The organism is Parapedobacter soli (genome assembly GCF_025460835.1).
In the GTDB taxonomy this organism is placed as follows: Bacteria; Bacteroidota; Bacteroidia; order Sphingobacteriales; family Sphingobacteriaceae; genus Parapedobacter; species Parapedobacter soli.
In genome coordinates this window covers 1-25,134 of the sequence record NZ_JAMXAY010000060.1, presented here as the reverse complement: position 1 = coordinate 25,134, position 25,134 = coordinate 1, and the positions used below count along the sequence as shown (strand labels likewise).

Here is a 25,134-nt window from a genome sequence, read left to right as displayed (position 1 = left end):
GCTACCCCCTAAACTCATTTATTCTAATGCATAATCCGGGTTAAATTCAGATATTTAGACATGTAAAATTAAGGTTGCATAGCTGCCTTTTACCACAAAAATTTCCACCTTTGGTCGAATCAGTGAAGGGAATATTGTATTTATGCTGCGCACTGTTGTATTTTTAGCCGTCTCCGTAGCGGTTTCTTGTCTCTTAACCGGCTGTGATGTCCAGGAAAGACGTTTAACACCCGTGGGAGATTTTTTTTCTACACCTGAGAAAACCAATTTCCAGATATCACCCAGTGGTGATTATATCGCTTACCTTGGACTATATCATAATCAAAAAAACATCTATGTTTTAAAGATCGGTGAAGAAGAAGGGATGCAGCGTGTCACGAGTGAGACCGAATGGGGCATACAATCTTATTTCTGGGCAAATAACGATGAACTGGTATTTACCAAAGACAAACACCGTGATAGCCTCCAGATATTTGCTGTGCATCGATCCACGTTGGCCGTGAGGCATTTGATGCCTCCCTCGGCGGTGAAGCTCCGTTGGATATCGCCTACCAAAGTTATCAATAACAGCATCCTGATTTCGCTCAACGAGCGTGATTCGTCTGTGTTTGACGTCTACAGGATCCGTACTGATGCTTGCGAGAAGGAACTTGTCGCCAAGAACCCGGGTAATATCATTAGATGGTACGCTGATTTAAAAGGGGAATTGCGGTTGGCGTTGGCAAGTGACAGTGTGAAGGAAACGATGCTGTACCGCGATAGTGAAAGCGAACCATTTCGCCCCATTATGAGCAATAGCTTCAGAAACTCGATCATGCCACTCGGGTTTTCCGCGGAGAAGCGGAGCCATATATTTGCATTGTCCAATCTGAACAGGGATAAACTGGCACTGGTTGAAATCGATATGGAAACCGGCGATGAGGTACGGCTGATTTACAATCATCCTGATGTCGACATCGACCACGGAGGTTATTCGAGCGATCGCGGCGAGATGACATATGCTACTTATGTAACATGGAAGCAACAGCGCCATTTCTTCGATAACAAAACCCAAAACGTGTATGTTAAAATCGGTGAAAAACTCGCTGGTTACGAAGTGGATATACTTGACCGGGATACAGCGCGCAATAGGTTCATCGTTCGGACATTTACCGATAAAGATGCTGGGGCGATCTATTATTACGATATGATGACGGATACGCTGGTGAAGCTCACGGACAATAGCCCTGCGTTGCGGGATTGCATGCTTGCCGGGATGACGCCCATCACGTACCATGCGCGCGATGGCCGCCAAATACAGGGTTACTTAACCATGCCTCCCCATGCAAAGGGGCGGAAAGTGCCGGTGATTGTATACCCGCATGGTGGACCCAGTGCCCGAAACAAGTGGGGATTCAACCCGGTGGTGCAGTTTTTTGCAAACCGGGGGTTCGCCGTTTTCCAGGTCAACTATAGGGGGTCATCGGGATACGGAAAAGCATTTTGGTCGGCCGGGTTCAAGGAATGGGGCGGTAAAATACAAGACGATATCACCGATGGTGTGCGGTGGCTTATCAACGAGGGTATTGGTGACCCGTCGAGGATAGGTATCTACGGGGCTGGCTTCGGCGGGTATTCGGCATTGCACGCAGCATGTTTCAATTCAGACCTCTATGCGTGCGCTGCGTCCTATTCGGGTTTTACCAACTTATTTACGTACCTCAAGGAAATTCCTCCACACCTTACGCCTTACCTGCAGATGTATTACGAAATTATCGGTGACCCCGAGATGGAGCCCGGATTGATAAAAGCGATGTCGCCGGTGTTCCATTCGGAGAGCATCGATATACCTGTGTTTATTGCCCAAGGGGGTAGAGACAGCTGGAGTGCAGTTAACGAGACCAATCAATTCGTACAAAAACTCAGGAAACGGAATATCCCCGTTACCTATATGTTGCGTGAGGAAGAGGGGCGTTATTTCCGCAACGAAGAGAACCGGATACAGTTTTACCATGATTTGGGTGCCTTTTTCGAAAAGTATTTGAAATGACTCGCCAACGCAATACCTACCGCGCAAACTACATCTTGGTTAGCGCCTTTATTGTCGTTGTGATTGCATCGTTTGTCCTAGCCATATTTCTCGCGCGCGACCTCACCGTTACGTATGTCGAAAATGAATTTTCATCGCGTAAAGTCGAGGTGCTTGAGTATAATATCGCACCCTTCAATGATTTTTTCCATAACCGTATACCTGAGATTTCGTTCTATCAGGGCTACTTGGATTCGACGGGCGTGGCGATATATGCCGATAGTGTTTTGCGTGCGTATCCTTTCGTAGAACGGATCGTGTTTTACGACGTGTCGCTGAGCAATAATGAGGAAATCCACTATGGTTTCTCGGCCAATAATCTTGTGATATACCCTAAAGGGGTGTATCAATTCAACGCGTGCGGTAAACCAGACAATTCATCTGTGGTGAACCATGATAAGCAATTGCCGCTATCGCTTTCGGACGATTTTAACAATATGGCCGTGAAGTTCGCAGCTTATATCGAACGGGTAGATACGGCTAAAGCCTTTCACGACGAAGACATATTTAAAGTGTTTTATTCGGTTACGCCGGGCAAAATATCATATATGAATATCCCGCGGCGCGATGATGTCAAGACATACAAAGAGCTGATGTACGGACAGCATGTGCCCGGTGCGGTTTATGAACAGGATGTCCTGACGTATTTTATCAATCCGAACAAGCTGTCGCTTACCAATACAGTGCCGGAGCTGTACCAGCAGGTTCAGATACAGCCGTTGGTCTATGAATTGATCGATACCGATCCTAATTTACTGACCACAGAAACCCCGCTACCCGGCGCATTGGCCGACTATAAGATTTATTTCAGTTCCAGCCGGCCGTTCCTGCGGTCGGAGATCAACCGGCGCTTCCTCCCCGTGATGGCGGGAGTGGTGGGTATATACCTGCTGCTGGCTATCGTAGCCTATTTGATCTACCGCAATCTTTATGTAAACAAGCGGATGTTTAAGCTGCAGTACGACTTTATCAACAACCTGACACACGAATTCAAGACACCCGTGAGCGTGATTAAAATTGCTGGAAACAATATCTTCAGTGCCAAGCAGCTGTCGGATAATGAACGACGCCACTATGGGAAGATATTGGATGAAGAGGCAGACAAGCTGAATAACCTGATGAATACACTGCTGTCTTTTACCCAGATCGAGAACAAATCGATTAAAATGAAAAGGGAAGAAGTCGATTTGCACGAGTTTTGTGATAAGATATTGGCAGCTACGAAGATTAAGTACCCGGATTTAGCTGTGAGGTTCCACGTAAACGTAAAAAAGAAGCTCTATGCAGACCCTGTTTTGCTAGGCAGTATATTTCAGAATTTAATTGACAATGCGTACAAGTATTCCAAACCCGATAAAAAGGTGTTGGATATTCGGGTTACCCAAGTGAAGAAGCAAGTGACCATGCAATTTTCGGATAAGGGCATTGGTATTGCGCAGAAGGAGCTTCCGCATATATTCAAGAAGTTTTATCGTGTACAGAGCCAGTATAACCAAAAAGGTAGCATAGGTTTGGGGCTTGCGTTTTGCAAAGAATTGGTTAACTTCATGGGCGGGAGTATCGCGGTAGATAGTGAATTGAATAAAGGGACGACTTTCAGTATCGTATTTCCATTGGATTGATTGGTTTGTTGTTCTTTTTTTGAGTTTTAACTTCTTACTTTTGGGTTTTAACTTTTGTTTTTCTTGAAATATAGTCGTATAGGAGATATGTATAAAAACATAAAAATAGCTATCGTCGAGGATGACGAAAACCTGCGTTTTCTTGTGGCGCACCGCCTCGAATCTGAGAATTATACGGTTGTGCAAACAGGGAACGGCGATGAAGCTGAACGGCTGATACTGGAGCAGAAGCCAGATATAGTGCTCCTTGATTGGATGCTTCCGGGTAAGCAAGGCGCTGAGGTTTGTGCTGATTTGCGGAAAGCTGGATTTAACAACCTGATAATCATGATGACGGCAAAATCGCAGGATATCGATAAAATCGATGCTTACAGTTTCGGCGTGTCGGATTATATCACCAAACCGTTCAGTATGGATGTACTGGTCGCTATGATTGAAAACAAAATCAAATACTTCATCAATAACCAAGGGGCCGATGTTTATGTGTTCGGTGGGACCGAACATCACCCTAACATCCATTCACTGGTGCGCGATGGAAAGAAAATCGAGCTGACGATCCTAGAAAACCGTATTTTACTGTATTTCTTGCAGAATATCGGTCGCGTTATCAGTCGCGATGAGTTGATGCAAGTCGTATGGGGGTACAGTTCCAATGTCAACACGCGTACACTCGATATGCATATCGTCCGCTTACGCAAAAAAATCGAGCCCAATGCGGATAAACCCTCTTTTTTGCAGACGGTAAGAGGGATGGGATATAAGTTTGTGGACAATCCGAATTAGCAGATAAAGTATTCTGTACTTTTTTTGTTTATTAAAAAAGTATTCTCTATCTTCGTGATAATTGAGCAAGGCCATACCTCATAGGCGGTATGGTCTTGCTTCTTTTTTTGACTTATTTAATTCATATATTATGGCAGATATAACGTATTACAGCAAAGAGGGATTGGAAAAACTCAAGGACGAGTTGCAATATCTCAAAACGGAGGGCCGGGCAAAAATAGCTAAGGCTATCGCCGAAGCACGGGACAAGGGAGATTTATCTGAAAACGCTGAATATGATGCAGCGAAAGATGCTCAGGGACTGCATGAAGCCAAGATTGCGAAATTAGAGCATAGTCTGGCCAATGCCCGTGTAATCGATGAATCTACCCTAGATACCTCGAAAGTATTGGCGCTATCTATCGTGAAGCTCAAGAACGTGAAAAACGGGAGTGTCATGACTTATCAATTGGTGTCTGAGACTGAAGCAGACTTGAAAGCCGGTAAAATATCGGTTAAGTCGCCCATTGCCCAGGGGTTACTTGGTAAATCCATAGGTGATAAGGCGCAGATACAGGTGCCGGCAGGCCAAGTAGAGCTGGAGATTCTGGATATTTCCAGGTAAATGATGAGACGGTTATGTGCGGGTTTGCCATAACCGCACATACCGAAAGCAAATACGCTGAAATAATATCGTAGACGGCTGTTCTCACAAACAGCCGTTTTTTTTTACTTTTGTGATGTAATGATTCATTTATTTTTCAATCATAAAACATGCCTACTATATTTTCTAAGATCATCGCTGGCGAAATACCTGCTTTTAAAGTAGCCGAAAGCAATGATTACCTTGCTTTTTTAGATATCAACCCCTTAGCTAAGGGGCACGTATTGGTCATTCCCAAGCGGGAGACCGACTACCTGTTTGACATTGAGGATGATGAATACATGGGACTTTGGATTTTTGCTAAACTTGTGGCACAAGGTATTGAACGCGTGTATCCCTGTGAACGAATCGGAGTGGCTGTGGTAGGCTTGGAAGTGGCCCATGCACACATCCATCTGATACCGATCAACCACGTCGGTGATATCGATTTCAACCGGCCTAAGCTTAAGTTGAGCCAAGCAGAATTTGCCGAAAGTGCAGAAGCCATAAAACAAGCTATTCTAGCGATAACCCAACGCTGAAGTAGGGGTACTACCGGGCTATTACGGTGTAATACAGCGTTCGAAATGTGTGTTGAGACTTATTAAAGTGTTTGGGTGGTAAGGGCAATTTGTGTAAGTTTGTAACTGATAGATATGCTAGAGTTCTGGGATTCCTTTTCACAGTTGCTGGATGCGGAAGCATTACTACGGTCCGGAGGCTTTTATCTTGTTGTATTTGTTGTTTTTGCCGAGACAGGGCTCTTTTTCGGTTTTTTTCTTCCCGGTGATTACCTGTTGTTCCTGGCTGGCCTGTTCTGTGCATCGGGGATGTTGGATGTGGATATCGTGACATTGTGCTTAGGGCTCTTTGCGGCAGGAGTGTTAGGGAATTTCACCGGTTATTGGTTTGGTTGGCGCACTGGACCGGTACTGTTCAAACGTAAGGAGACCTGGCTTTTTAAGCGCCGTTATGTGGTAATGGCTGAAGAATTTTACCATAAATATGGTGGTGCCGCTTTAATTATTGGACGTTTCGTGCCGATAATCCGTACGTTTGCTCCTATATTAGCAGGTATTGTACAACTAAATTTCCGTAGATTTGTATTGTATAATGTTTCAGGGTGTACGGTATGGGTGGTGACACTAACACTTTCCGGTTTTTTTTTGGGACGTGAATTTCCCCAGATAATCCATTATATTGAGTATATCATTGTTGGTTTCATCACCATTTCATTTACACCTATATTGATTGCGTTGATCAGGAGGAAGCTGCGACGCAACAAGGAAAGCATAGAAACACAGAAAAAATAACCCTAACTGCTATCCAGCATGAGTATATTGCACCCGTGGCATGAAGTATCTCCCGGCGACGAGGTTCCCTCGTCTGTCAATGCCATTATCGAAATCCCTAAAGGGTCTAAAGCAAAGTATGAAATAGACAAAGAGAGCGGCCTGATTAAGTTGGACCGTGTGTTGTTTTCATCGGTGATGTATCCGGCTAATTATGGCTTCATCCCTAAAACATACTGTGACGATAAAGATCCGTTGGATATCTTGGTGCTGTGCTCGGTCGATGTGTATCCGATGAGTATCATCGAAGCGAAGGTGATTGGCGTGATGCACATGATTGACAATGGCGAGCAAGACGACAAAATTATTGCTGTTGCCAAAAACGACATGTCTGTCAATTACATCAACGATTTATCTGAGTTGCCGCCGCATACCATGAAAGAAATCGTGCGTTTTTTTCAGGATTATAAAGCCTTAGAGCGGAAGAACGTGACGATTGAACGTCTTTTTGGTCGCTCGTACGCCTATCAAGTTATTCAGGAAAGTATCGATCTGTACCAAAAGGAATTTGCTAACCTAACGATGACTTAATGGGCTGGGAAATTTTTTGGACATTTTTTCTGGTTTTTGCAAACGGTTTTTTTGTGGCTGCTGAGTTTGCCATTGTCAAGGTACGGGCCTCCCAAATCGAGATTAAGATCAAGACGGGTAGCCAGGTTGCCCATGTAGCCAAACATATTACCAGCCATTTGGATGGCTACCTCGCCGCTACCCAATTAGGCATTACCATATCGTCGCTGGCGTTGGGCTGGATTGGTGAAGCCGTGATGACCGACATCGTTGCGACCGTTTTCGGTTGGTTCAATGTTGAGCTTACCGGGGGTGTAGCCAAAAATCTCGGGCACGTATTGGCATTCAGCATCATCACCGTGTTGCACATCGTATTTGGTGAATTGGCCCCCAAATCTATCGCAATTCAGCGGCCTGTGGGTACCACCATGGGTATCGCGCTCCCATTGCGGTTTTTCTATTTGGTTTTCCGCCCAATCATTTGGGTTTTAAATGGTTTTGCCAACTTGCTGCTTAGATTGATGGGGTTCCAGGTAAATGTTGGCGAGGCACACCACTCATCTGAAGAACTTCAATACTTACTCGACCAGGGGCGAGAGAGCGGTGCCTTAGATACGGTTGAACATGAGTTGATTAAAAACGTATTCGACTTCAATGAGCGTATCGTAAAGAATATCATGGTGCCACGGACTAAGATTTCGGCTATCGAGATGAATTGCTCGGGCAAAGAAGTTATCGATCGTATTACCAAAGAAGGATACTCGCGTATTCCGATTTATGATGACAACATCGACCAGATTATAGGCATCGTGCATACCAAGGATATTTTACCTATCCTCGCCAATGGAAAGGAATTGGTACTTCGGAATATTATCCGGAAGCCTTATTTCATTCCCGAAACCAAGAAAATCAATGACTTGATGGCCGAGTTTCAGCAACGGCGCTTGCAGATTGCCATCGTATTGGATGAGTTCGGTGGCACGGCCGGGATGGTAACACTCGAAGACATTGTAGAAGAGCTGGTAGGGGAGATTCAAGATGAATACGACGAGGAAACACCCATAGTAGAGAAAATATCCGATACGGAATACATGGTGGATGCCAGCGCGAACATCCATGATGTCAATGAGTTTTTGCCGAAAGAATTGCCTGAGAGCAGCGATTACGATACTATTTCGGGCTTGGTAAGCGACTTGTTTGATAAGATACCGGATGTTGGGGAGTATACCGAGTTCCATGGATACAATTTCATCATCATGAAAAAGACGCAGCAGAATATCGAGTTTGTGAAACTGGAGTTGCTCGCGGTCTCCGAAGATGAGGATGAGGAATAATATTCAGCGATTTGCACCTGTTTTACACACCGGATATACAGCCGCAACACAAAGCGTTTATCCTCAATGAAGAGGAGAGCAAGCATGCCGTGCGGGTGTTGCGCCTATCGGTAGGCCAGCAAGTCCAACTGGTAGATGGCAAGGGGGGGCGTTACGCGGCCGTGATTACCGATGCCCACCCCAAGCGTACGGTGCTGCAAATCCGTTCGGTTAGCATGGATGACGGGAAGCGGCCCTACTATCTGCATATTGCCATAGCTCCAACTAAGAGTATCGACCGGTTGGAGTGGTTCCTCGAAAAAGCCACGGAAATAGGGGTGGATGAGATTACACCCATTGTCAGCGAACATTCGGAGCGGACAATCGTTAAGTTGGATCGCCTGCATAAAGTTATTTCGGCAGCGATGAAACAATCGCAGCGGGCATACCTGCCCAGACTCAATCCGGCCATCAGATTTGCCAATTTTCTTGCAGGCAGTACGTCAGGAAAACGTTTCATAGCGCATTGCGCCGACGGAGAAAAACAGCACCTCAGCCATTCAATGCAGCCTGGGGAGTCTGCCGTAGTACTGATTGGACCTGAGGGCGATTTCAGTCCAATGGAAATACAGCTTGCAATGGATGCGGGTTATACAGCCGTAACGTTGGGTGACTCCCGGCTACGCACGGAGACGGCGGCACTGATGGTGTGTGCCGAGATAGCCATTTTAAATAAATAACAACTTTTTATGGGCCTATATTGTGAAAGAATACTGGAACTTTCAGCTGGTGGGCTATCGCTTTGACTAGGTTCCTGGAAAATAATTTCGTAAGGAAACCCTTTCGCTCCTGTGTTACCACCAATACGTCAATATTCTCAGATTCGACCATATTGAAGACGTAGTCGGGGAAGTCCTCCCAAACATCCATCCTGTTTACGAGGTTCTCCGCTTTATAGGATATCTTACTAATTTTTAAGCGGTCTTGGATGTGGTCTTTCCACGAAGTCAAATCAACTTCGTTCCGATGGCTATCTTTTTCAAACATATGCAATAGGGTCAACCCCTTGGGCCTACCCACTATTGCTACAGCCGATTGCAGGGCGTTGATTTCCGATTGCTTGAAATTGGTTAGCAACCCTATTGTTTCCCATCGGAAGGCGGCCTGTGTCTCCGGTACGGCCAGTACTGGGATAGGAGATTTGCGGATGATCTCAAACGTGTTGCTGCCCAATATGACATGTTTGAGGCCTGACGCCCCCTTGGTACCCATCACGATCAATTCGTTTTTTGCCTGCCCCGAAATTTCCGGCAACACATCGCCTAGCAGTCCCGTTAGGCATGAGGTGGTAATCTCTAAATCAGGGAATTCTGCGGCCAATTCATCATGGAAAGCCCTCATATTCGCATAGGCTTTGTCCGTTTCATGGTCGAGCAGCTCCTGGTTGAACTTTTCGTTGGCGAAAGACGACGAAAATGGTGTGTACGTATGGATGAGGTGCAGAGACCATCCTAGTTGCTTTGCCATACTACTTGCGTAGCGTGCCGCTATCAGCGCATGGTGTGAAAAATCGGTGGGGACTAATATTTGCTTACTCATACATTTAACATCTTTGGTTTCAACGCAATAATAACGATAAAATGTGTGTCGCGGAATGACCAAGGTCATCTAAAACACTAATCGTTATCAGGTTTTATGCCGTCCGATTATTGGACCAATTCGGCATCCAAGACCTGTATCTCGGAGTTTCCCTCTTGTGTGTTTGCATTGAGCCGCACCACTCCTCTTATTTTAATGGGTTCTTCGGTGAACCGCACCTTTTTGCCTTTCTTCATGAAAATCTCCACCATGGGCGGTATATCGCCCTGCCCGCAGAACATGCACTGCATAATGGGAAGTACCGAAAGCATGAACGTGTCATGGTCGCGCCCTCCGTTCATCGGAACAAGGTAACCGGGCAAAGTAACCGTCTTTTTGTCGATTGCCTTCAGCTCATCCGGAAAATGAGGGGTGTATATGGTTTGGTTATCCTTGTGGGTTACCTTATACATCAACTTGTTAATAGTTTCCCACGTGTCGTTCATCATGGGCGTATGGTCGGGTACCTCACCGAAAAGCCCGTCCTGTTGGGCATTTACAGCTTGTATGCCGAAGGCCATAACTAAGAGAATGATCAATTTTTTCATTGTGCGTGTCTAATTTCCTGCTAACGTGTGTGATATCGGAGTCCGGTATGCTTTTACCGCTGGAATTAAAGCAGCTACAAAGCCGATGGCTACGCCAATCAGCACCAGCCCGCCTTCTTGCGGTAGTAGGGCGAAGGCTTGTACGAATTTAGCCGAGCCGTCGGTACTAGCACCGATGAGATAGAGCGCAGTATGGCCGATCACAACTCCCACAATAGCCCCTACAAAAGTAAGTAATATTCCCTCGGCAATCACTATGCCGAAAAGCTTTGCCTGAGAGGCACCGAGTGTACGCATCACGGCAAGATCGTATTTCCGGCTTTTCAGCGCATTGTATAGGCTGATAAATACACTGAGTGCTGCCATAAACATAATTACATAAGCAAGTACCTGGAGCGAATCGATACCAATACCCAGTAACGAGAATAAACGGGCACTCTCCAAGGCCGGTGAGGCAGCCTGCATCGATGAGTGCTGGTTTACCAGTCGGGGGAACATGCCAATGGCAGCAGGATTGCGGTACTGGATGAGCATACTGGTGATCTCGCGCTCGCCTGATCCGATGTGGCCCATTATACTTTTTACGAGTTGTGGTTCGTCGCCGTGGTCATGATTGTGGTCCTCGCCATGATGGTGCTCGTGTTCTTCGACGCCCGCCGAATCGTGTGTATGGCCGTGTTCGTCGCCGGCTGAATGGTTATCTCCGTCGTCGCCATGCATGCGCCATACACTGGCTAGGTTAGAGATAACCAGCTGGTCTACAATGCTATGCCCTGGTGCCAAGATGCCGGTAATGGTATAAGGATGTTCATCATGTGCATGCCCATCGCTGCTTAGCCCGTGCGAACCATAAATTTTGTCGCCGATATCGAGGTCGTGTTTCCGGGCTACTTCCGCACCGATTACCGCTTCAAAATCGTCGTGCCACAACCTGCCTTCTGCCAGTTTTAGGTTATAAAGAGCTAAGAAAGTACTATCGGTACCCACTATCCGGTGGCCGCGGTAGTTGTCGCCCAAAGACAATGGCACCGCCAATTTAACCATTGGGTTAGCAGCTAGCTGCTGGGCTTCCGCCAGGCTGATATTGCCGGTGGGATTGTCCATGTGGTAGATACTGCTTAGGATAAGCTGTATCGGACTCCCCTTAGCGCCTACCACCAGGTCAATGCCACGACTGTTGCTGTCGAGCTGTTCTTCGAGTTGGTGCGACGTGAGTATCAACAGGCAAAGGATACCTGTGCCGAACGCAGTGAGTAAGATTCCTAAAATGGAGGTTGCAGGGCTCTGCCGCATGTTTTTCCAAGCAATTTGTAGGATGTTCATGCCGCACCTCCCACTTGGTAAGTATGTTCGAAACGTTTTTTTACCCGTTTATCGTGGGTAGCGATAATCAGTGTGGCGCCGTGCTCCGTTGCTTGGGCAAGTAGCAGGTCCAATACCCGCTCGGTATTCCGGTCGTCTAGTGAAGCAGTAGGTTCGTCGGCCACTAGGATAGCCGGGTGGTTGACTACTGCCCGTGCTATAGCAGCCCGCTGCATCTGCCCACGGCTCAGTTTGCTTGGGTAGCTATGGGCTTTGTGGCCCAGTTCGAGCATTGCCAGTACTTCCTGAATGCGATTGTTGTCTACCTCTGCACCGGCGAAACCTTGGGCTATCAATAAGTTCTCCTTTACAGTCAGGCTTTTTACTAAATGGGCTTCTTGGAATATCAGGCCAATATGTTGGCCCCGGTAAGTGTCGAGCTTACGCGGAGAGAGTCCGTAGAGTTCCTGGCCACCGATTTGCACCGACCCGGATACCGGCTTCAGCAGTCCGCTAAGAATATGTAGCAAGGTAGTCTTGCCACTGCCAGAATCTCCTAGTATTAGCGTATGCTGCCCAACCGCAACATCCAAGTCGGTAAATTGCAACGCTTCTCCACCGGGATAACGGTGCCTAATGCCCCTTAAGGAAGCAACCGTTTTCAATTGATCCTGTTGTAACATATTAATATTAAAAGAGGTTTTCTACCCAACGCAAACCTAAGTTATTCTATTCAAATCCACACTATGATAATGCAACTTTATTGTGATATGGTAGGTGTGGTTAATCGGATAAAGTAGGCAACCAGGTTACGTCTTTGTAAGTTGAAGTTCTTTTTGTAATTGTCTTATAATAAGATATATAACATGTTTTTAACATAAATCTAAACATACATTCATTTTTTGGTAACAGTTAGGTAATATTAAGTTAGGATTATTGCAACAGAATTTTAGTCAAACCATGCTACATAACAAAAACAACACATTTTTAGTGCTTATTAGCCTTATTTTGGCTGTTTTAGGCACAAACGCACAGGTCCCCAAAGGGGTGGTCAAGGGATCGATTAGGGATGCGGCGACCAACGAACATGTGGTGGGCGCGTCGGTCAGCTTAGTTGGCACCACCCACGGTACTATTTCAGACCAACATGGTGCTTTTTTCCTCACTGGTATCTCCGCGGGCCAGTATACCTTACAGGTAAGCTACGTGGGTTATACCACTATTCGGGTTGATGAGGTAGTGGTTAAAGACGGTGCTGAAACGATTCTAGATATCCATTTAGAGGAGTCGGGTGAAATGATGGATGAGGTGGTAGTAACTACCACTCGGCGTAGGGGCAGCGATATTGCGTTGTTGGCCGAGCAAAAGAAAGCCAGTCTGGTGGTTCAGCGTATCGGTGCGCAGGAGTTATCGCGTGTTGGTGTGAGTGATGCCGCATCTGCGGTTGCCAAAATGTCGGGTATTTCCAAGGAAGACGGAAGCACGCAGGTGTATATCCGCGGGTTGGGCGACCGTTATGTTACCACGTCGTTCAACGGGCTGCCACTACCGTCTAACGACCCGGAGTTGAAAAATATCGCATTGGATCTGTTTTCTACGGACATCATTGAATTCGTTGCGGTTGATAAACTATATAACAGTAAGATGTTCGGCGATTTTGGAGGGGGCAACATCGATATCTATTCGAAAAATTACTCCGGTAATGGCATGTTTGAGGTTTCGGTGTCGTCCACATTAAACTCTAATGCGGTTTCGCGGGCAGATAACTTTCTGCTGCTTCCGGGTGGTAGCAAGTGGGGCTTCGATGAATATACTATTCCTCAGAATCCGCTGGGCGGTTTTAACTTTACCAACAGCGCCAATCCGGTGTCGCGTAGCCCGTACCCGGCCGATGTGCGGTTAGTCGGCGGCAAGTCGTTCAATGTAAGTAATGAAGGGCGGCTCAATTTCTTCGCTACGGCAAGTTTCGGAAATGGGTTCGAATACCGCCAAGGTATCAATCGCGATGTCAGTGCCCAAGGTGCACGGATACGGTGGGCCGACCAGGAACGCTTTGGGTACAAAACCAACACCACCGGGTTACTGAATGTTGGTTACGTGCTCAATCCCAAGCATAAGGTATCCTATAATTTCTTGTTTGTAAACAGCAGCAATCAGTGGAATGATAATTACAATGGATATTTCAGGGACATTACCGAAGGCGGTACCGGCTTACGCCGATTAGGATCCTATGCCCAAAATAGATTGTTCGTCAATCAGTTATTGGGTGTGCACCAGCTGAGCGACCGGATCGATGTGGATTGGGGCGTATCGGCAAACCATGTGGCTTATGCTATGCCTGACCGGGTACAGAACACGTTGCGGTTCATTGACGGGCAAGGCTACGTGAACGCGCAAAGTACGGATACCGATAATAACCGCTTTAATCAACGGTTGGGCGAAAATGAATTTGCCGTTAACCTAAACGGCAGTTATAAACTCGGCAATGCCGACGCGCCAGAGGGTATACTCCGTGTGGGATATCAAGGACGTATCAAAAAACGTGATTTCGAATCGATTCAGTTCAATTTCGAAGTTAACGACCGGATGTCGATCGTTGACCCGAATAATCTGGATGCCTTTTACAATCAGGAAAATTATGAGCGGGATTTATTCTCTATTGGTGCGTTTTTCGGCGAATCGCCGCAGACTTATTCTGGCGATCAACAGACGCATGCTGGTTTTGTTAGTTTAGAGTACGATTTGACCGATCGTCTGACTTCCGTTGTGGGTGCCAGGTATGAATACATCCGCCAAGACGTTGAATGGGTCACTCATTTCGATCCGGGTAACAGCAATGCCCTGACCAAAACCCCATTCATGCCCAGCTTGAATCTGAAATACGAATTGAGTGAAAAGCAGAACCTCCGTCTGGGCGCCAGCAAAACGTACACATTACCCCAGTTCAAGGAGCGCGCACCATTCGTGTATGACGATGGTACGGTGCCGCGCCGTGGTAATCCACACCTATATCCGTCGGACAATTACAACCTTGATCTTAAATGGGAGCTTTTCCCGTCATCGTCAGAACTGGTATCATTGTCGACCTTTGGTAAGTACATCCAGAACCCCATCAGTGAAATCAACGTAGCTGCAACTGCCAATGATATTTCTTACGTCAATATAGGCAAAGCCGGTACGGTCGTTGGCGTGGAACTGGAACTAAAGAAAGACGTCATCCGTTGGGACCGTGACCGGAACTTATTTTCGGTGGGTTTGAATGTTGCCTACATGAATACCGATCAGAAGATTGATATTGACAAAGTTCGAGGCGAAACAGCCTTTGATGTGCGGCCTACCCATACCCGTTCCAGTTTTGCCGGAGCTTCGGACTTGCTGGTCAATGCCGACCTGACCTACTCGAAGCGTTGGCAACAAGATGGTAACGTTATGGCAACCGTTGCTTACTCCTATTTTTCGGATAAGATCTATGCATTGGGCAACGAACAAAAGGGGAATCTTGTAGACCGCGGTGTAGGTACGCTCGATTTCATTGTGCGGAGCAAAATCAATCGGCGTGTAGGTGTTGACTTACTGGTACGGAATATCCTCGATCCGGAGTATCGTAGGGTACAGGAGAATGCAAGTGGCCATGTGCCTGTATTTACCTATCAAAAAGGACGATTCTTCACACTGGGGTTGAATTATCGGTTCTGATTCATTGATAAAGCCGATTAACGATTTAATCACATTCACTTAACAGATAGGTTACCGTTAAGACACAACTTTGTAGTAAAATTCAGAGATATAAAAAGAATGAACATGGAAATGAAAAAGACGTTTAGATGGATGGTGGGTATCGTCGCACTGATGGGTGCCGTGGTTGTGACCTCGTGCAGCGACGATGAAAATCCCGAACCGGAGCCGGATAAGAGCTTCGTTGTCGATCGCGACGACCTAAAAGGTGAAATCACCGAAGGTGAGGTAGTCCTTGAATCAGGAACCTATAAGCTTACCGGCGCACTGGTTGTCAAAGAAGGAGCCAAGCTGGTTATCAAGGCCGGTGTTAAGGTAGAAGCTACCGAAGTAGCAGCAGACCAGCATTCGCAAGTCCGGTATATCGGGATTTCGCGCGGTGCACAGATCGATGTACAGGGTACTGCTAGTAACCCGGTTGTGTTCACCTCGCAGAAGCAAACACCCGGAGCTTGGGGTGGTCTTGTACTTTGTGGGGCTGCACCTATTAATAAGGGTGAAACGGCAAAATCGGAAGTGGGCGACCTAGACTACGGTGGCTCCAACGTGAATGATAATTCCGGTTCCGTTAAATACCTGCGGATTGAATATTCCGGTTTTGCGTACAACAGTGAGAAAGAATTTAATGGGCTTTCACTTTTCGGTGTGGGTAAAGGCACCGTTATCGAGAATGTGCAGGTCCACGAAGGTTCTGACGATGGTTTTGAATGGTTCGGTGGTACGGTGGATGCGAAGAACCTGATTGTTACGAATTACGCAGCCGAAGTGGGTGACGACCTGTTCGACTGGACAGAAGGCTGGAATGGCAATGGTGAAAACTGGTATGGTATCCGCACCAATAACGGGAACCGTGGTATTGAGGCCGATAACAACGGTAACAACCACACGGCTACGCCCATTTCAAACCCGACTATCAAAAACCTAACGCTGATTGGCAATGGCGATGCCGGTAGCCCTGAGCCGCAGGCTATGAAGCTGCGTGTTGGCACCAAGGCGATCTTTGAAAACGTGGTTCTGGCTAACTGGGCTACAGGTTTCGATGTTGAGCATGATGAAGGCATCTCTTTCGTAGGCGATGGTTCCTTGAAAGCGACCGGTGTGCGGTTCGTTAATGTAGGTACCAAGGCCAAAGGCAAGAAAACCGATGGTAGTGCGGCAGACGTAAGCGCTATATTTACGGAAAATGCAAATGCCACCGGTGCCGGTGCTGGTACCGACGTGCCTGAGTGGGCAAAAGGCTGGACAGTAGGATTGGATTAGTCAGGTCTCCATCATAGAAATTAAGGAGGCTGTCTCATAGAGACAGCCTCCTTTTATTTATTCAAAGCGTTAGGAGATGTTTTTATCGGGTCCGTTTCCGCGTCTATTTTCTACCTGTTACGACCAATTTGACTACCTTTGCAGAAACGACCCGGGTTTTGAACAAACAGAAAAACATCATTCGTGTTGCGCTAGCTACCGGTATCGTATTGATGCTGGTAAAGTTTGCAGCCTACCTGCTTACCAACTCCAATGCGATACTGACCGATGCGATGGAAAGTATCGTTAATGTGGTGGCCTCTGGCTTTGCATTCTATAGCATCACCCTTGCCGCGCGGCCGAAAGACAGCAATCATCCCTATGGTCATGGCAAGGTGGAGTTTTTTTCTGTCTTCCTCGAAGGGGGACTCATTTTTATTGCCGGTGTGCTTATCGTAGGTAATGCTGGGTATAAGATTTTTTTTCCCGAGCCTGTGGGTAACCTGATGGGCGGTATGGGGCTGATTGCCTTTACGGGGGTAGCTAATTTTGCCCTTGGTACCTATATGATTCGGCAAAGCCGTGTGCTCAACTCGCTAACCCTGCAAGCTGATGGCAAACACCTGCAAACCGATGCCTACAGTACGTCAGGGTTGTTGGTGGGCCTGCTGGTCATGTACTTCACCGGCATGGTGTGGATCGATATTGTGCTTTCGCTGGGCTTGGGATTATATATCCTTTGGAGTGGCTATAAACTGCTCCGAAAATCCATCGCGGGGTTGATGGACGAATCGGATACCAAATTGGTCAGCGAGATTGCAGCAATCTTGCAAAGGCACCGCGAAGACGAATGGATAGATGTGCACAACCTCCGGGTGCAACGATATGGGCACGAGCTGCACATCGATTGCCACGTAACGCTACCTAATTATTACGACTTGAGCCGGGTGCACGATGAGGTGTCCGCCGTTGACAAACTAATCAACACCCATTTGCATGCCGATACGGAGTTGTTTATCCATGCCGATCCGTGTATTCCCGATTGCTGTTCCTATTGCCGGGTGAAGGACTGCCCCATACGCAGCGTACCGCAACAGAGGGACGTGGTTTGGGACAAAAGCATCATCAGCAAAAACGAAAAGCACATTTGACAGCGGCCTAGCCCTGAACCTCTATGAATTCATGGATTTTTTTTGATTACGGGTATTCGTAGATAGCGGTAGTCCGCATCGCATATACCTTAGCGGTATTGAATAATTACTATACCGTAACCATGAAAACGAAACACTACCACGGCCACCGCGAGGTGTTAAATTGTATTGCTGTTATTAACTGGCTGATGTTGGTCGCCGCCTGCTTTATAGCTCCATTGGTATTGCAGGCCGCTGAACGGAACCATTTACCCGTAACGACAAAGAGTATCGGATTAGACATTATGCCGGTTGCACACGTGGACGATTTCCACGACGGGCGTCTGTATGTTCGCAAGGGACATACCGGATCGGGCGCGTCCTGGGATGATGCGCTAGGCGAGTTGTCCGACGCGATTGAATTGAGCGTGCAACTGAATACAACGGCCAATCCCGTGATCAGAGAGATCTGGGTGGCGGGCGGCATCTATAAACCGACCGGCTTGCCATCGGGTTATACCATGGCATCGCCCAACGTTACCGCCCGGGACCGGACATTCGAACTTCCACGGGGTGTGATGATTTACGGCGGGTTTGCCGGGAATGAAGTGACGTTGGCAGCCCGGGATCTAACGGTCGGCACGAACGCAAGTGTGCTTTCGGGCGATTTGGATAACAACAACATGCTTTCCGCAGGCGACGCTCATCACGTGGTGACTTCTCGCTTGGGCAACGCGGAAACGGGATTGGATGGTTTTCTCATTATGGGGGGAAACGCCGACGTTAACAGTTTTTTTGCCTATACGCGCCGCACCAAAGGGGCAGGCATTTACTTGTACAGCAGTTCTGCAGTGCTTCGCAACTTACACATTGAGCTCAACAGGGCATGGGAGGGAGCAGGAATTTATATGGAGGGGCAGCCGGTGGCAGGAAACCCGAATCCGGTGTTCGAGAACCTATCGATCAGAAACAACTCGGGCTTGCAGGGGGTAGGTATGTTCATCGATGGGTGTCACCCGGAGATAACCGGGGGTGCTATTTCCGACAATACGACAGATGGTGTGGATAATCCGGCAAGCTTGCGGCTGGAAGGCGGCGGTGTGCGCATCAGCAATGCTGCCGCGCCCCGCTTCGACGATGTCAATATCCACAATAATAAGTCGGTATGGGGCGGCGGCGTGTTTTTGGAGGGCTCGTTCCCGATGATGACCAATAGTTCAATCCGTGGTAACCAAGCTGCTGCAGGCGGCGGTATCCATGAGCGGGGCGTGTCGAAAGGGATTTATACGAATTTACTCATCGCCGGTAATTTTGCGGATGGCGGAACGGGAGGAAGTGGGATCAGCGGCTTCGGCGGCGGTGTATTTTCCCACCGGTCCGAATCTGTATACACCAACGTAACCATTGCCGGAAACCGGGCTACCGGAAACGTGTTGGATGCCAATGGGAAAGGGGGTATCCATTCGCTTTCGGATGTTGACGATACCGGGGACGCCAAGGCACCCACGCTGCGCAACAGCATCATCTGGGAAAACAGTTCGGGTATTAATTACGAACTACCGGCGGGCAAGCGGATCATCATGCATCATCGGTGTTTTGTGCAGGAAATGTTGCCGACTTTCGGTTATTCCAATAGTTCCGAAACCGATCCGCAATTTGTAGCTCCTGTCGGTTTTGCCGATGCGCCAACGGTAGCGGGCAACTACCGGCTACAATCGTCGAGCTTGGGGTTGGATCATGGTATCGGGACGTACTATGGGGCCACACAAACGCCCGACCTGTCGGCGATCGTCACTGATTTGGACGGCCACCCCCGATTCTACAATGCGGGTTTTGTCGATTTAGGTGCCTATGAGTTCCAGGGTGAGCCCAATGCGCCACAAACGCGCCTATATGTGATGCAGGGGGCCACGGGTACCGGCTCCAATTGGGACGATGCACTGGGTGAACTGGCCGAAGCGCTGCAGCTGATCCATAGTGGCACGCTGACCACCATCGAAGAGATATGGGTTGCCAAAGGGGTGTACAGGCCCGCCTATCGCGCCGGCAATGGTGTGGTAAACCGCGACAAGGCATTCGTGCTGCCGCCCGATGTGCAGCTCTACGGTGGTTTTGCGGGTAACGAACAGCAGCTGGCGCAGCGGGTACTAGGTACACTGAACACGTCGGTTTTATCCGGCGATCTGGATAACAATGGACAACATTCTGACGGCGATGCATACCATGTGGTGATTGCTGCCGGGGATGTCGGGGATGCCGCCCTTGACGGTTTTACCATTACGGGGGGTACCAGCGAAATAGGCGATTCCGGTGGTGGGTTGGCCTTGAATGGAAGCACGGTCGGTAGGCGGCTTGGTGGTGGTATCCATATCATCAATGGCAGCCCGGCATTACGAAATCTGATCATTCGCAATAATGGTGCGCATACACGAGGTGGTGGCATCCACATTTCGGGAAGCGGACATCCGCAGCTGACCGGTATACAGCTGATGGATAACCATGCATTGGACGGCGGTGGGATGGCGGTATTTGGCGGTGCAGCTACCCTCGAACGCGTTACGTTTTCGGAAAATACCGCAGATAATTCTGGCGGTGGACTATACGTGAATAGCAGCTCCGCTGTAACCGTACGCAATTCGTTGATTCACCACAACAGCACGTCCAATTTGTATGGAGGTGGGATTTACAATTCGGCGTCTGTGCTTGCCTTGACCAATGTGACGGTCGCGGAGAATGAATCGCCAAATAATACGGGAGATGGCATCATGAATACCTCGTCGGGCCAGCTCAGCTTGATCAATTCGATTGTCTATGGGAATGCCGGGGGCGCTGCCGACTATGATTTGGTGAACCAGAATACGGTGAATTCGCCGACAATCAACTACAGTATTGTGGGCACATACCAGGGCGGTGTTTCGCGAGCGGCCACCGATCCGCGGTTTACCGACCCAGAGCAGGGTGATTTTTCGCTGACGTCAACCAGCGTAGCCATAAACAGTGGTGACCCGGAGACCAATACGGAAGGATATCCGGTACAGGCGGGCGATTGGGACGTGACAGGTGCAGCGCGCTTGTACGATGGCCGGATCGACATGGGAGCCTTGGAGTATAGTGGCACGGTGTATAGGCCTTTCGTTACTGCCTGGAAAACGGATAATGAAGGAACGTCTAATGACGATCAGCTCACGATTCCGATTACCGGGACGGGCTACGACATGGCAATCGATTGGGGAGACGGTGCGATAACCACCTGGAAGGATGGCGACGATGTGGCCAGTCTTACACATACTTATCTGGCAGCGGGGACGTACAACGTGCGGATATCCGGTGATTTCCCGCGGATCTATTTCAACAATGCAGGCGATCGGCAAAAGATTTTGGATGTGGTGCAGTGGGGGGATATCACATGGCACTCCATGGAAGCTGCATTCGCTGGCGCTGCCAACATGGCAATGAGCGCCACCGACGCGCCGGACCTCAGCAACGTGACATCGATGAAACAGATGTTGATGGGTGCCGGAGCATTTGATTCGCCGATTGGGCATTGGGATGTCTCGACCATCGAAGATATGTCACAGATGTTCCAGCAGACCGTCAGTTTCAATCAGTCGCTAGCCGCATGGGACGTAACCCATGTGGAAACCATGGCGTTGATGTTCAACGGCGCCGGGCTCTCTACGGCAAACTACGATGCGATTTTGATGGCTTGGGCGGAGCAGGATGTGCAGGATGATGTACCCTTTGGCGCCGATCAACTGACGTATTGCGCCGGCAAAGCCGCGCGGCAATCGCTTATCGATGATCGCCACTGGGTTTTCAGTGGAGATAACAAAGCGGCCGATTGTGTGACGGATGGTCCGGTGCTTGTTGCTCCTGCCAACGGTGCGTACAATGTGGAAAGGCCGGTAATGTTGCAATGGGAGACCGTTGATGGGGCCAGTGGATATCATGTGCGGCTGATTGAGGCAGGGGGTGATTTCGATTCACCTTTTTTCAGTGCCAATTCGCCGACAACCTCCCTGGAAGTAACCTCGCTGCAAGGTAATTATATATTATATGCATGGCGCGTACAGGCCATCGTAGACGGGGAGTTAACGGCTTGGAGCGACGTTTGGGGCTTTACCACAGGGGCGGGAGACGTGCCCGGCATTGCCTTTACGGATAGCGAAGTGATGTATGATGGTACGCCGAAGACTATCTCGCTGACGGGGACACTACCCGATGGTGTGACCGTGACCTATACCAATAATGGGCAGACGGACGCTGGTGTTTATGAGGTCACTGCTCATATTGACGGGGGCGGGATTTATTCGGATGCTGAAATGACGGCTACGCTCACCATCACTCGTGCACCGTCGGTAATTACGGCTTCGGCGGTACAAACCCACACCTATAATGGTGGGTATAAACTGGTGGCTGCCACATTGAATCACGACGAAGCGGAATTGCAATATGATCCAGCGGATCGCTTTACCAACGTGGGCGAACATGAGGTGACAGTGTCGGTTGCGCAAAGCGACAATTACGAAGCGGCATCGGTAACGGTGCAGGTGGTCATCGAACCGGGGCAACAAGGTGCGCTGGAAATGGCGTCAAGGGTCGTCACCTATGATGGCGAGGTGCATAGCCTGTTCGTGACCGGGGCCGCGCCCGATGCAACCATTGTCTACGATGGAAACGATCATGTTGGTGCGGGAACCTACGCGGTTACCGCCACGGTGAATAGGCCTAACTACGAGCCTGCCGTGCTGACGGGTACGCTGACCATTACGCCCAGAAATGTGGCCATAACCATTGGCGGTGACCACCAAAAAGTATACGGCGAGGCCGACCCGGAAGATTACAACTACGCCGTAACCAATGGGAGCTTGGTGGATGGCGATGGGCCGACCGGCGCATTCGAAAGAGAGCCGGGGGAGAATGTGCAGGTTTATCCGGTGCGAAAAGGGACCTTCACGTTCGGTGATAACTACAACCTCATTGTGAACCAGGGGTACCTGCGCATTATTCGCGCGCCCTCGGTGATTACGGCTGATGCCGTCCAAACGTATACCTATACCGGCGAGCTGCATCAAATCGTGGCTACATTGAACCATACACAGGCGCCGTTGATCTATAACCCGGTAGACCGTGGTTATACGGACGTTGGCGAGTACGAAATCACGGTAAGGGTGAACCAAAGTTTAAATTACGAAGCGGCGGATCTCGTGGTTACGCAGATCATCGAGCCTGCTGAGCAGACCAACGAGCTGTCGTTGCCTTCGCGGACGGTGACCTACAACGGCGGCGCGCATAGCTTAGCCGTGGAAAACCTGCCCGCAAACGCCACCGTGACGTATGTGGGGAATGGGCAGACTGACGTAGGGACGTATACCGTAACAGCTACCGTGACACAACCGGGTCTGAGCCCAGTGGAATTGACTGCAACACTGATTATTAACCGGGCATCGGCAGTCATCACCGCCGATGCTGTTCAGACTTACGCATATACCGGCGGCGAAATCGGGGTGGCGGCAACGCTAAACCACGAAGAAACCGAGCTTACTTATTCACCGGTGACCGGCTATGTAACCCCGGGCTCCTATCAGATCATTGTTACCGCGCCGCAGACGCCCAACTATACAGCGGTTTCGCGAACGATTACCCTGCGGATTGTTCCCACGGAAGCCGTACACCTACCCTCGGCTACCGTGGTGTACACCGGCGAACCGCAGCACCTGACCCTAGTGAACCTACCGGCTGGCGCTGAGGTGTCGTATACCAATAATGGACCGGTAAATGTAGGCGTGTATACGATAACGGCCACGGTGAGCATGCCGGGCGAGCCGGATGCCGTGTTCGAGGGAACATTGACGATTGAGCGGGCAACACCCGTTATCACCACAGAGGTGCTCCAAACGCACATCTATGATGGTAACGTGAAAGACGTAGTGGCCAGCTTGGACCACGATGAAGTTGAGTTGGATTACCTCCCGGCCAAGGGTTATACATTGCCCGGCACGTACGATATCACGGTACGTGCAATGCAAAGTGCTAACTATACGGCAGCATTCAGTAATGTACGATTGGTAATCCATCCGCGCTCTGCGCAAGGTGATTACGTTTTGCCTTCCCGTACCGTAATATACAACGGGCAGCCGCATGGGTTAGCCGTGGAAAACCTCCCGGACGATGCGGCGGTGGCTTATGACATCGACGAATTGGTAGACGTCGGCGTGTATACCGTTACAGCCACCGTCACCCGTCCGGGATATACTACCGAAACGGTTACCGGTACGCTGACCATTGAACGGGCTGCTGCTGTGATTACGGCCGCCGCTGTGCAACAGCACGTTTATGACGGCACACCGAAGTCAGCGTTGGCCACGTTGAATCACGACGAAGTGGAATTGACCTATTCGCCCGCCCAGTCATTTGTTGAAGCCGGTACGTATGCGATTACCGTCAATGCGGAGCAATCCGCCAATTATGCGGCGGCATCGGCTACGATTACCTTAGTGATTGACGGCGGGCCTGCGCCTGTCGAAGTAACGATGCTTGCAGACCGGACTATTACCTATGATGGTACAGAACACCGACTGATGGTATCGAACATGCCTGATGACGCGTCAGTGGTTTATACCAATAATGGACACACTGTTGCGGGCTCGTATATGGTAACGGCTTTAGTGACCCTGGCTGATGGCGACGAATACGCGTTGTCTGCGGCGCTGGTTATCGAAAAGGCACCCATCACCGGGCTCACCTTAACGGATCGTACGTTTACCTACGATGGCTCGGTCAAAGCACTGGCTATTAGCGGTGCGCTGCCGGAGGGCACCAGCGTAAGCTACACCGGAAACACCCGCACGGCGGTGGGGAGCCAGGATGTCACAGCCACGATCAGCGGCGACAACTATGAATCCCTGGAACTAACGGCGACGTTGACCGTTACTCCGGCAGTGATCACGGGCGTAACGCTGGCCGATGGTAGCTTTACCTACGACGGCACGGCCAAGTCGCTGGTGCNGCCACGATCAGCGGCGACAACTATGAATCCCTGGAACTAACGGCGACGTTGACCGTTACTCCGGCAGTGATCACGGGCGTAACGCTGGCCGATGGTAGCTTTACCTACGACGGCACGGCCAAGTCGCTGGTGCTCGTCGGCACACAGCCTACCGGTACTACGGTAAGCTTCACCAATAACAGCCGCACTGCCGCGGGCAGCCAGGAGGTGAAGGCCATGATCAGCGGCGACAACTATGAATCCCTGGAACTAACGGCGACGTT

18 protein-coding genes are annotated in these 25,134 nt (G+C 49.2%); 14 read left to right on the top strand and 4 right to left on the bottom strand.

From position 1 onward, the window contains the following. Positions 1-232: 232 nt before the first annotated feature. The 9 genes from NGM62_RS18745 to NGM62_RS18705 all read left to right on the top strand — a co-directional run bounded on the left by NGM62_RS18745 (position 233) and on the right by NGM62_RS18705 (position 9,010). On the top strand, positions 233-2,029 hold the full coding sequence (locus tag NGM62_RS18745) for an alpha/beta hydrolase family protein (protein ID WP_262249827.1): 1,797 nt from the start codon (positions 233-235) through the stop codon (positions 2,027-2,029). Further along, on the top strand, positions 2,026-3,690 hold the full coding sequence (locus NGM62_RS18740; RefSeq protein ID WP_262249826.1) for a sensor histidine kinase: 1,665 nt from the start codon (positions 2,026-2,028) through the stop codon (positions 3,688-3,690). Before NGM62_RS18745 ends, NGM62_RS18740 begins: the two co-directional genes overlap by 4 nt. Positions 3,691-3,777: 87 nt before the next feature. Next, positions 3,778-4,473 (top strand): response regulator transcription factor, encoded by a 696-nt coding sequence (locus tag NGM62_RS18735; protein ID WP_262249825.1) that lies wholly within the window; start codon positions 3,778-3,780, stop codon positions 4,471-4,473. Positions 4,474-4,603: 130 nt separating this feature from the next. Further along, the gene (gene greA, locus NGM62_RS18730) at positions 4,604-5,077 is read left to right on the top strand and encodes a transcription elongation factor GreA (RefSeq protein ID WP_262249824.1); all 474 of its coding nucleotides are present in this window, start codon (positions 4,604-4,606) and stop codon (positions 5,075-5,077) included. A gap of 149 nt (positions 5,078-5,226) precedes the next feature. Next, positions 5,227-5,637: an HIT family protein gene (locus NGM62_RS18725; protein WP_262249823.1), complete on the top strand. Its 411-nt coding sequence runs from the start codon at positions 5,227-5,229 to the stop codon at positions 5,635-5,637. Between the two features lie 114 nt (positions 5,638-5,751). Next, complete coding sequence (locus NGM62_RS18720) at positions 5,752-6,408, top strand: DedA family protein (RefSeq protein WP_262249822.1); 657 nt, start codon at positions 5,752-5,754, stop codon at positions 6,406-6,408. A gap of 18 nt (positions 6,409-6,426) precedes the next feature. After that, a complete protein-coding gene (locus tag NGM62_RS18715) occupies positions 6,427-6,978 on the top strand; it encodes an inorganic diphosphatase (protein WP_262249821.1) in 552 nt (183 codons plus the stop codon). Then, positions 6,978-8,291, top strand: coding sequence for a hemolysin family protein (locus tag NGM62_RS18710; protein WP_262249820.1), 1,314 nt, complete (start codon positions 6,978-6,980; stop codon positions 8,289-8,291). Before NGM62_RS18715 ends, NGM62_RS18710 begins: the two co-directional genes overlap by 1 nt. Positions 8,292-8,302: 11 nt before the next feature. Next, complete coding sequence (locus NGM62_RS18705) at positions 8,303-9,010, top strand: 16S rRNA (uracil(1498)-N(3))-methyltransferase (protein WP_262249819.1); 708 nt, start codon at positions 8,303-8,305, stop codon at positions 9,008-9,010. Between the two features lie 7 nt (positions 9,011-9,017). Here the strand turns inward: NGM62_RS18705 and NGM62_RS18700 are convergent, their stop codons facing one another. From NGM62_RS18700 to NGM62_RS18685, 4 genes are all read right to left on the bottom strand, one after another. After that, positions 9,018-9,869, bottom strand: coding sequence for a universal stress protein (locus NGM62_RS18700; RefSeq protein ID WP_262249818.1), 852 nt, complete (start codon positions 9,867-9,869; stop codon positions 9,018-9,020). A gap of 107 nt (positions 9,870-9,976) precedes the next feature. Beyond that, positions 9,977-10,456 (bottom strand): hypothetical protein, encoded by a 480-nt coding sequence (locus tag NGM62_RS18695; RefSeq protein ID WP_262249817.1) that lies wholly within the window; start codon positions 10,454-10,456, stop codon positions 9,977-9,979. Positions 10,457-10,465: 9 nt separating this feature from the next. Beyond that, complete coding sequence (locus tag NGM62_RS18690) at positions 10,466-11,779, bottom strand: ABC transporter permease (RefSeq protein ID WP_262249816.1); 1,314 nt, start codon at positions 11,777-11,779, stop codon at positions 10,466-10,468. Then, positions 11,776-12,441, bottom strand: coding sequence for an ABC transporter ATP-binding protein (locus NGM62_RS18685; protein ID WP_262249815.1), 666 nt, complete (start codon positions 12,439-12,441; stop codon positions 11,776-11,778). The genes NGM62_RS18690 and NGM62_RS18685 overlap by 4 nt, the downstream gene beginning before the upstream one ends. Before the next feature lie 277 nt (positions 12,442-12,718). Between NGM62_RS18685 and NGM62_RS18680 the strand changes: the two genes are divergently transcribed. From NGM62_RS18680 to NGM62_RS18660, 5 genes are all read left to right on the top strand, one after another. After that, on the top strand, positions 12,719-15,454 hold the full coding sequence (locus NGM62_RS18680; RefSeq protein WP_262249814.1) for a TonB-dependent receptor: 2,736 nt from the start codon (positions 12,719-12,721) through the stop codon (positions 15,452-15,454). A gap of 105 nt (positions 15,455-15,559) precedes the next feature. Beyond that, positions 15,560-16,753, top strand: coding sequence for a hypothetical protein (locus tag NGM62_RS18675; RefSeq protein ID WP_262249813.1), 1,194 nt, complete (start codon positions 15,560-15,562; stop codon positions 16,751-16,753). Between the two features lie 158 nt (positions 16,754-16,911). After that, entirely contained in the window at positions 16,912-17,883 is a 972-nt protein-coding gene (locus NGM62_RS18670; protein WP_262249812.1) for a cation diffusion facilitator family transporter, read from the top strand. Between the two features lie 122 nt (positions 17,884-18,005). Further along, positions 18,006-24,911, top strand: coding sequence for an MBG domain-containing protein (locus tag NGM62_RS18665; protein WP_262249811.1), 6,906 nt, complete (start codon positions 18,006-18,008; stop codon positions 24,909-24,911). Positions 24,912-24,919: 8 nt separating this feature from the next. Next, positions 24,920-25,134, top strand: a 215-nt coding sequence (locus NGM62_RS18660; RefSeq protein ID WP_262249810.1) for an MBG domain-containing protein, incomplete at its 3' end; no start/stop codon positions are given.

What these genes read in the sequence shown, in the direction of transcription:
- NGM62_RS18685 (WP_262249815.1), bottom strand. Translation starts at nt 12,441, where the DNA reads ATGTTACAACAGGATCAATTGAAAACGGTTGCTTCCTTAAGGGGCATT.
- NGM62_RS18700 (WP_262249818.1), bottom strand. Translation starts at nt 9,869, where the DNA reads ATGAGTAAGCAAATATTAGTCCCCACCGATTTTTCACACCATGCGCTG.
- NGM62_RS18725 (WP_262249823.1), top strand. Translation starts at nt 5,227, where the DNA reads ATGCCTACTATATTTTCTAAGATCATCGCTGGCGAAATACCTGCTTTT.
- NGM62_RS18690 (WP_262249816.1), bottom strand. Translation starts at nt 11,779, where the DNA reads ATGAACATCCTACAAATTGCTTGGAAAAACATGCGGCAGAGCCCTGCA.
- NGM62_RS18720 (WP_262249822.1), top strand. Translation starts at nt 5,752, where the DNA reads ATGCTAGAGTTCTGGGATTCCTTTTCACAGTTGCTGGATGCGGAAGCA.
- NGM62_RS18675 (WP_262249813.1), top strand. Translation starts at nt 15,560, where the DNA reads ATGGAAATGAAAAAGACGTTTAGATGGATGGTGGGTATCGTCGCACTG.
- NGM62_RS18715 (WP_262249821.1), top strand. Translation starts at nt 6,427, where the DNA reads ATGAGTATATTGCACCCGTGGCATGAAGTATCTCCCGGCGACGAGGTT.
- greA (WP_262249824.1), top strand. Translation starts at nt 4,604, where the DNA reads ATGGCAGATATAACGTATTACAGCAAAGAGGGATTGGAAAAACTCAAG.
- NGM62_RS18680 (WP_262249814.1), top strand. Translation starts at nt 12,719, where the DNA reads ATGCTACATAACAAAAACAACACATTTTTAGTGCTTATTAGCCTTATT.
- NGM62_RS18710 (WP_262249820.1), top strand. Translation starts at nt 6,978, where the DNA reads ATGGGCTGGGAAATTTTTTGGACATTTTTTCTGGTTTTTGCAAACGGT.
- NGM62_RS18740 (WP_262249826.1), top strand. Translation starts at nt 2,026, where the DNA reads ATGACTCGCCAACGCAATACCTACCGCGCAAACTACATCTTGGTTAGC.
- NGM62_RS18735 (WP_262249825.1), top strand. Translation starts at nt 3,778, where the DNA reads ATGTATAAAAACATAAAAATAGCTATCGTCGAGGATGACGAAAACCTG.
- NGM62_RS18695 (WP_262249817.1), bottom strand. Translation starts at nt 10,456, where the DNA reads ATGAAAAAATTGATCATTCTCTTAGTTATGGCCTTCGGCATACAAGCT.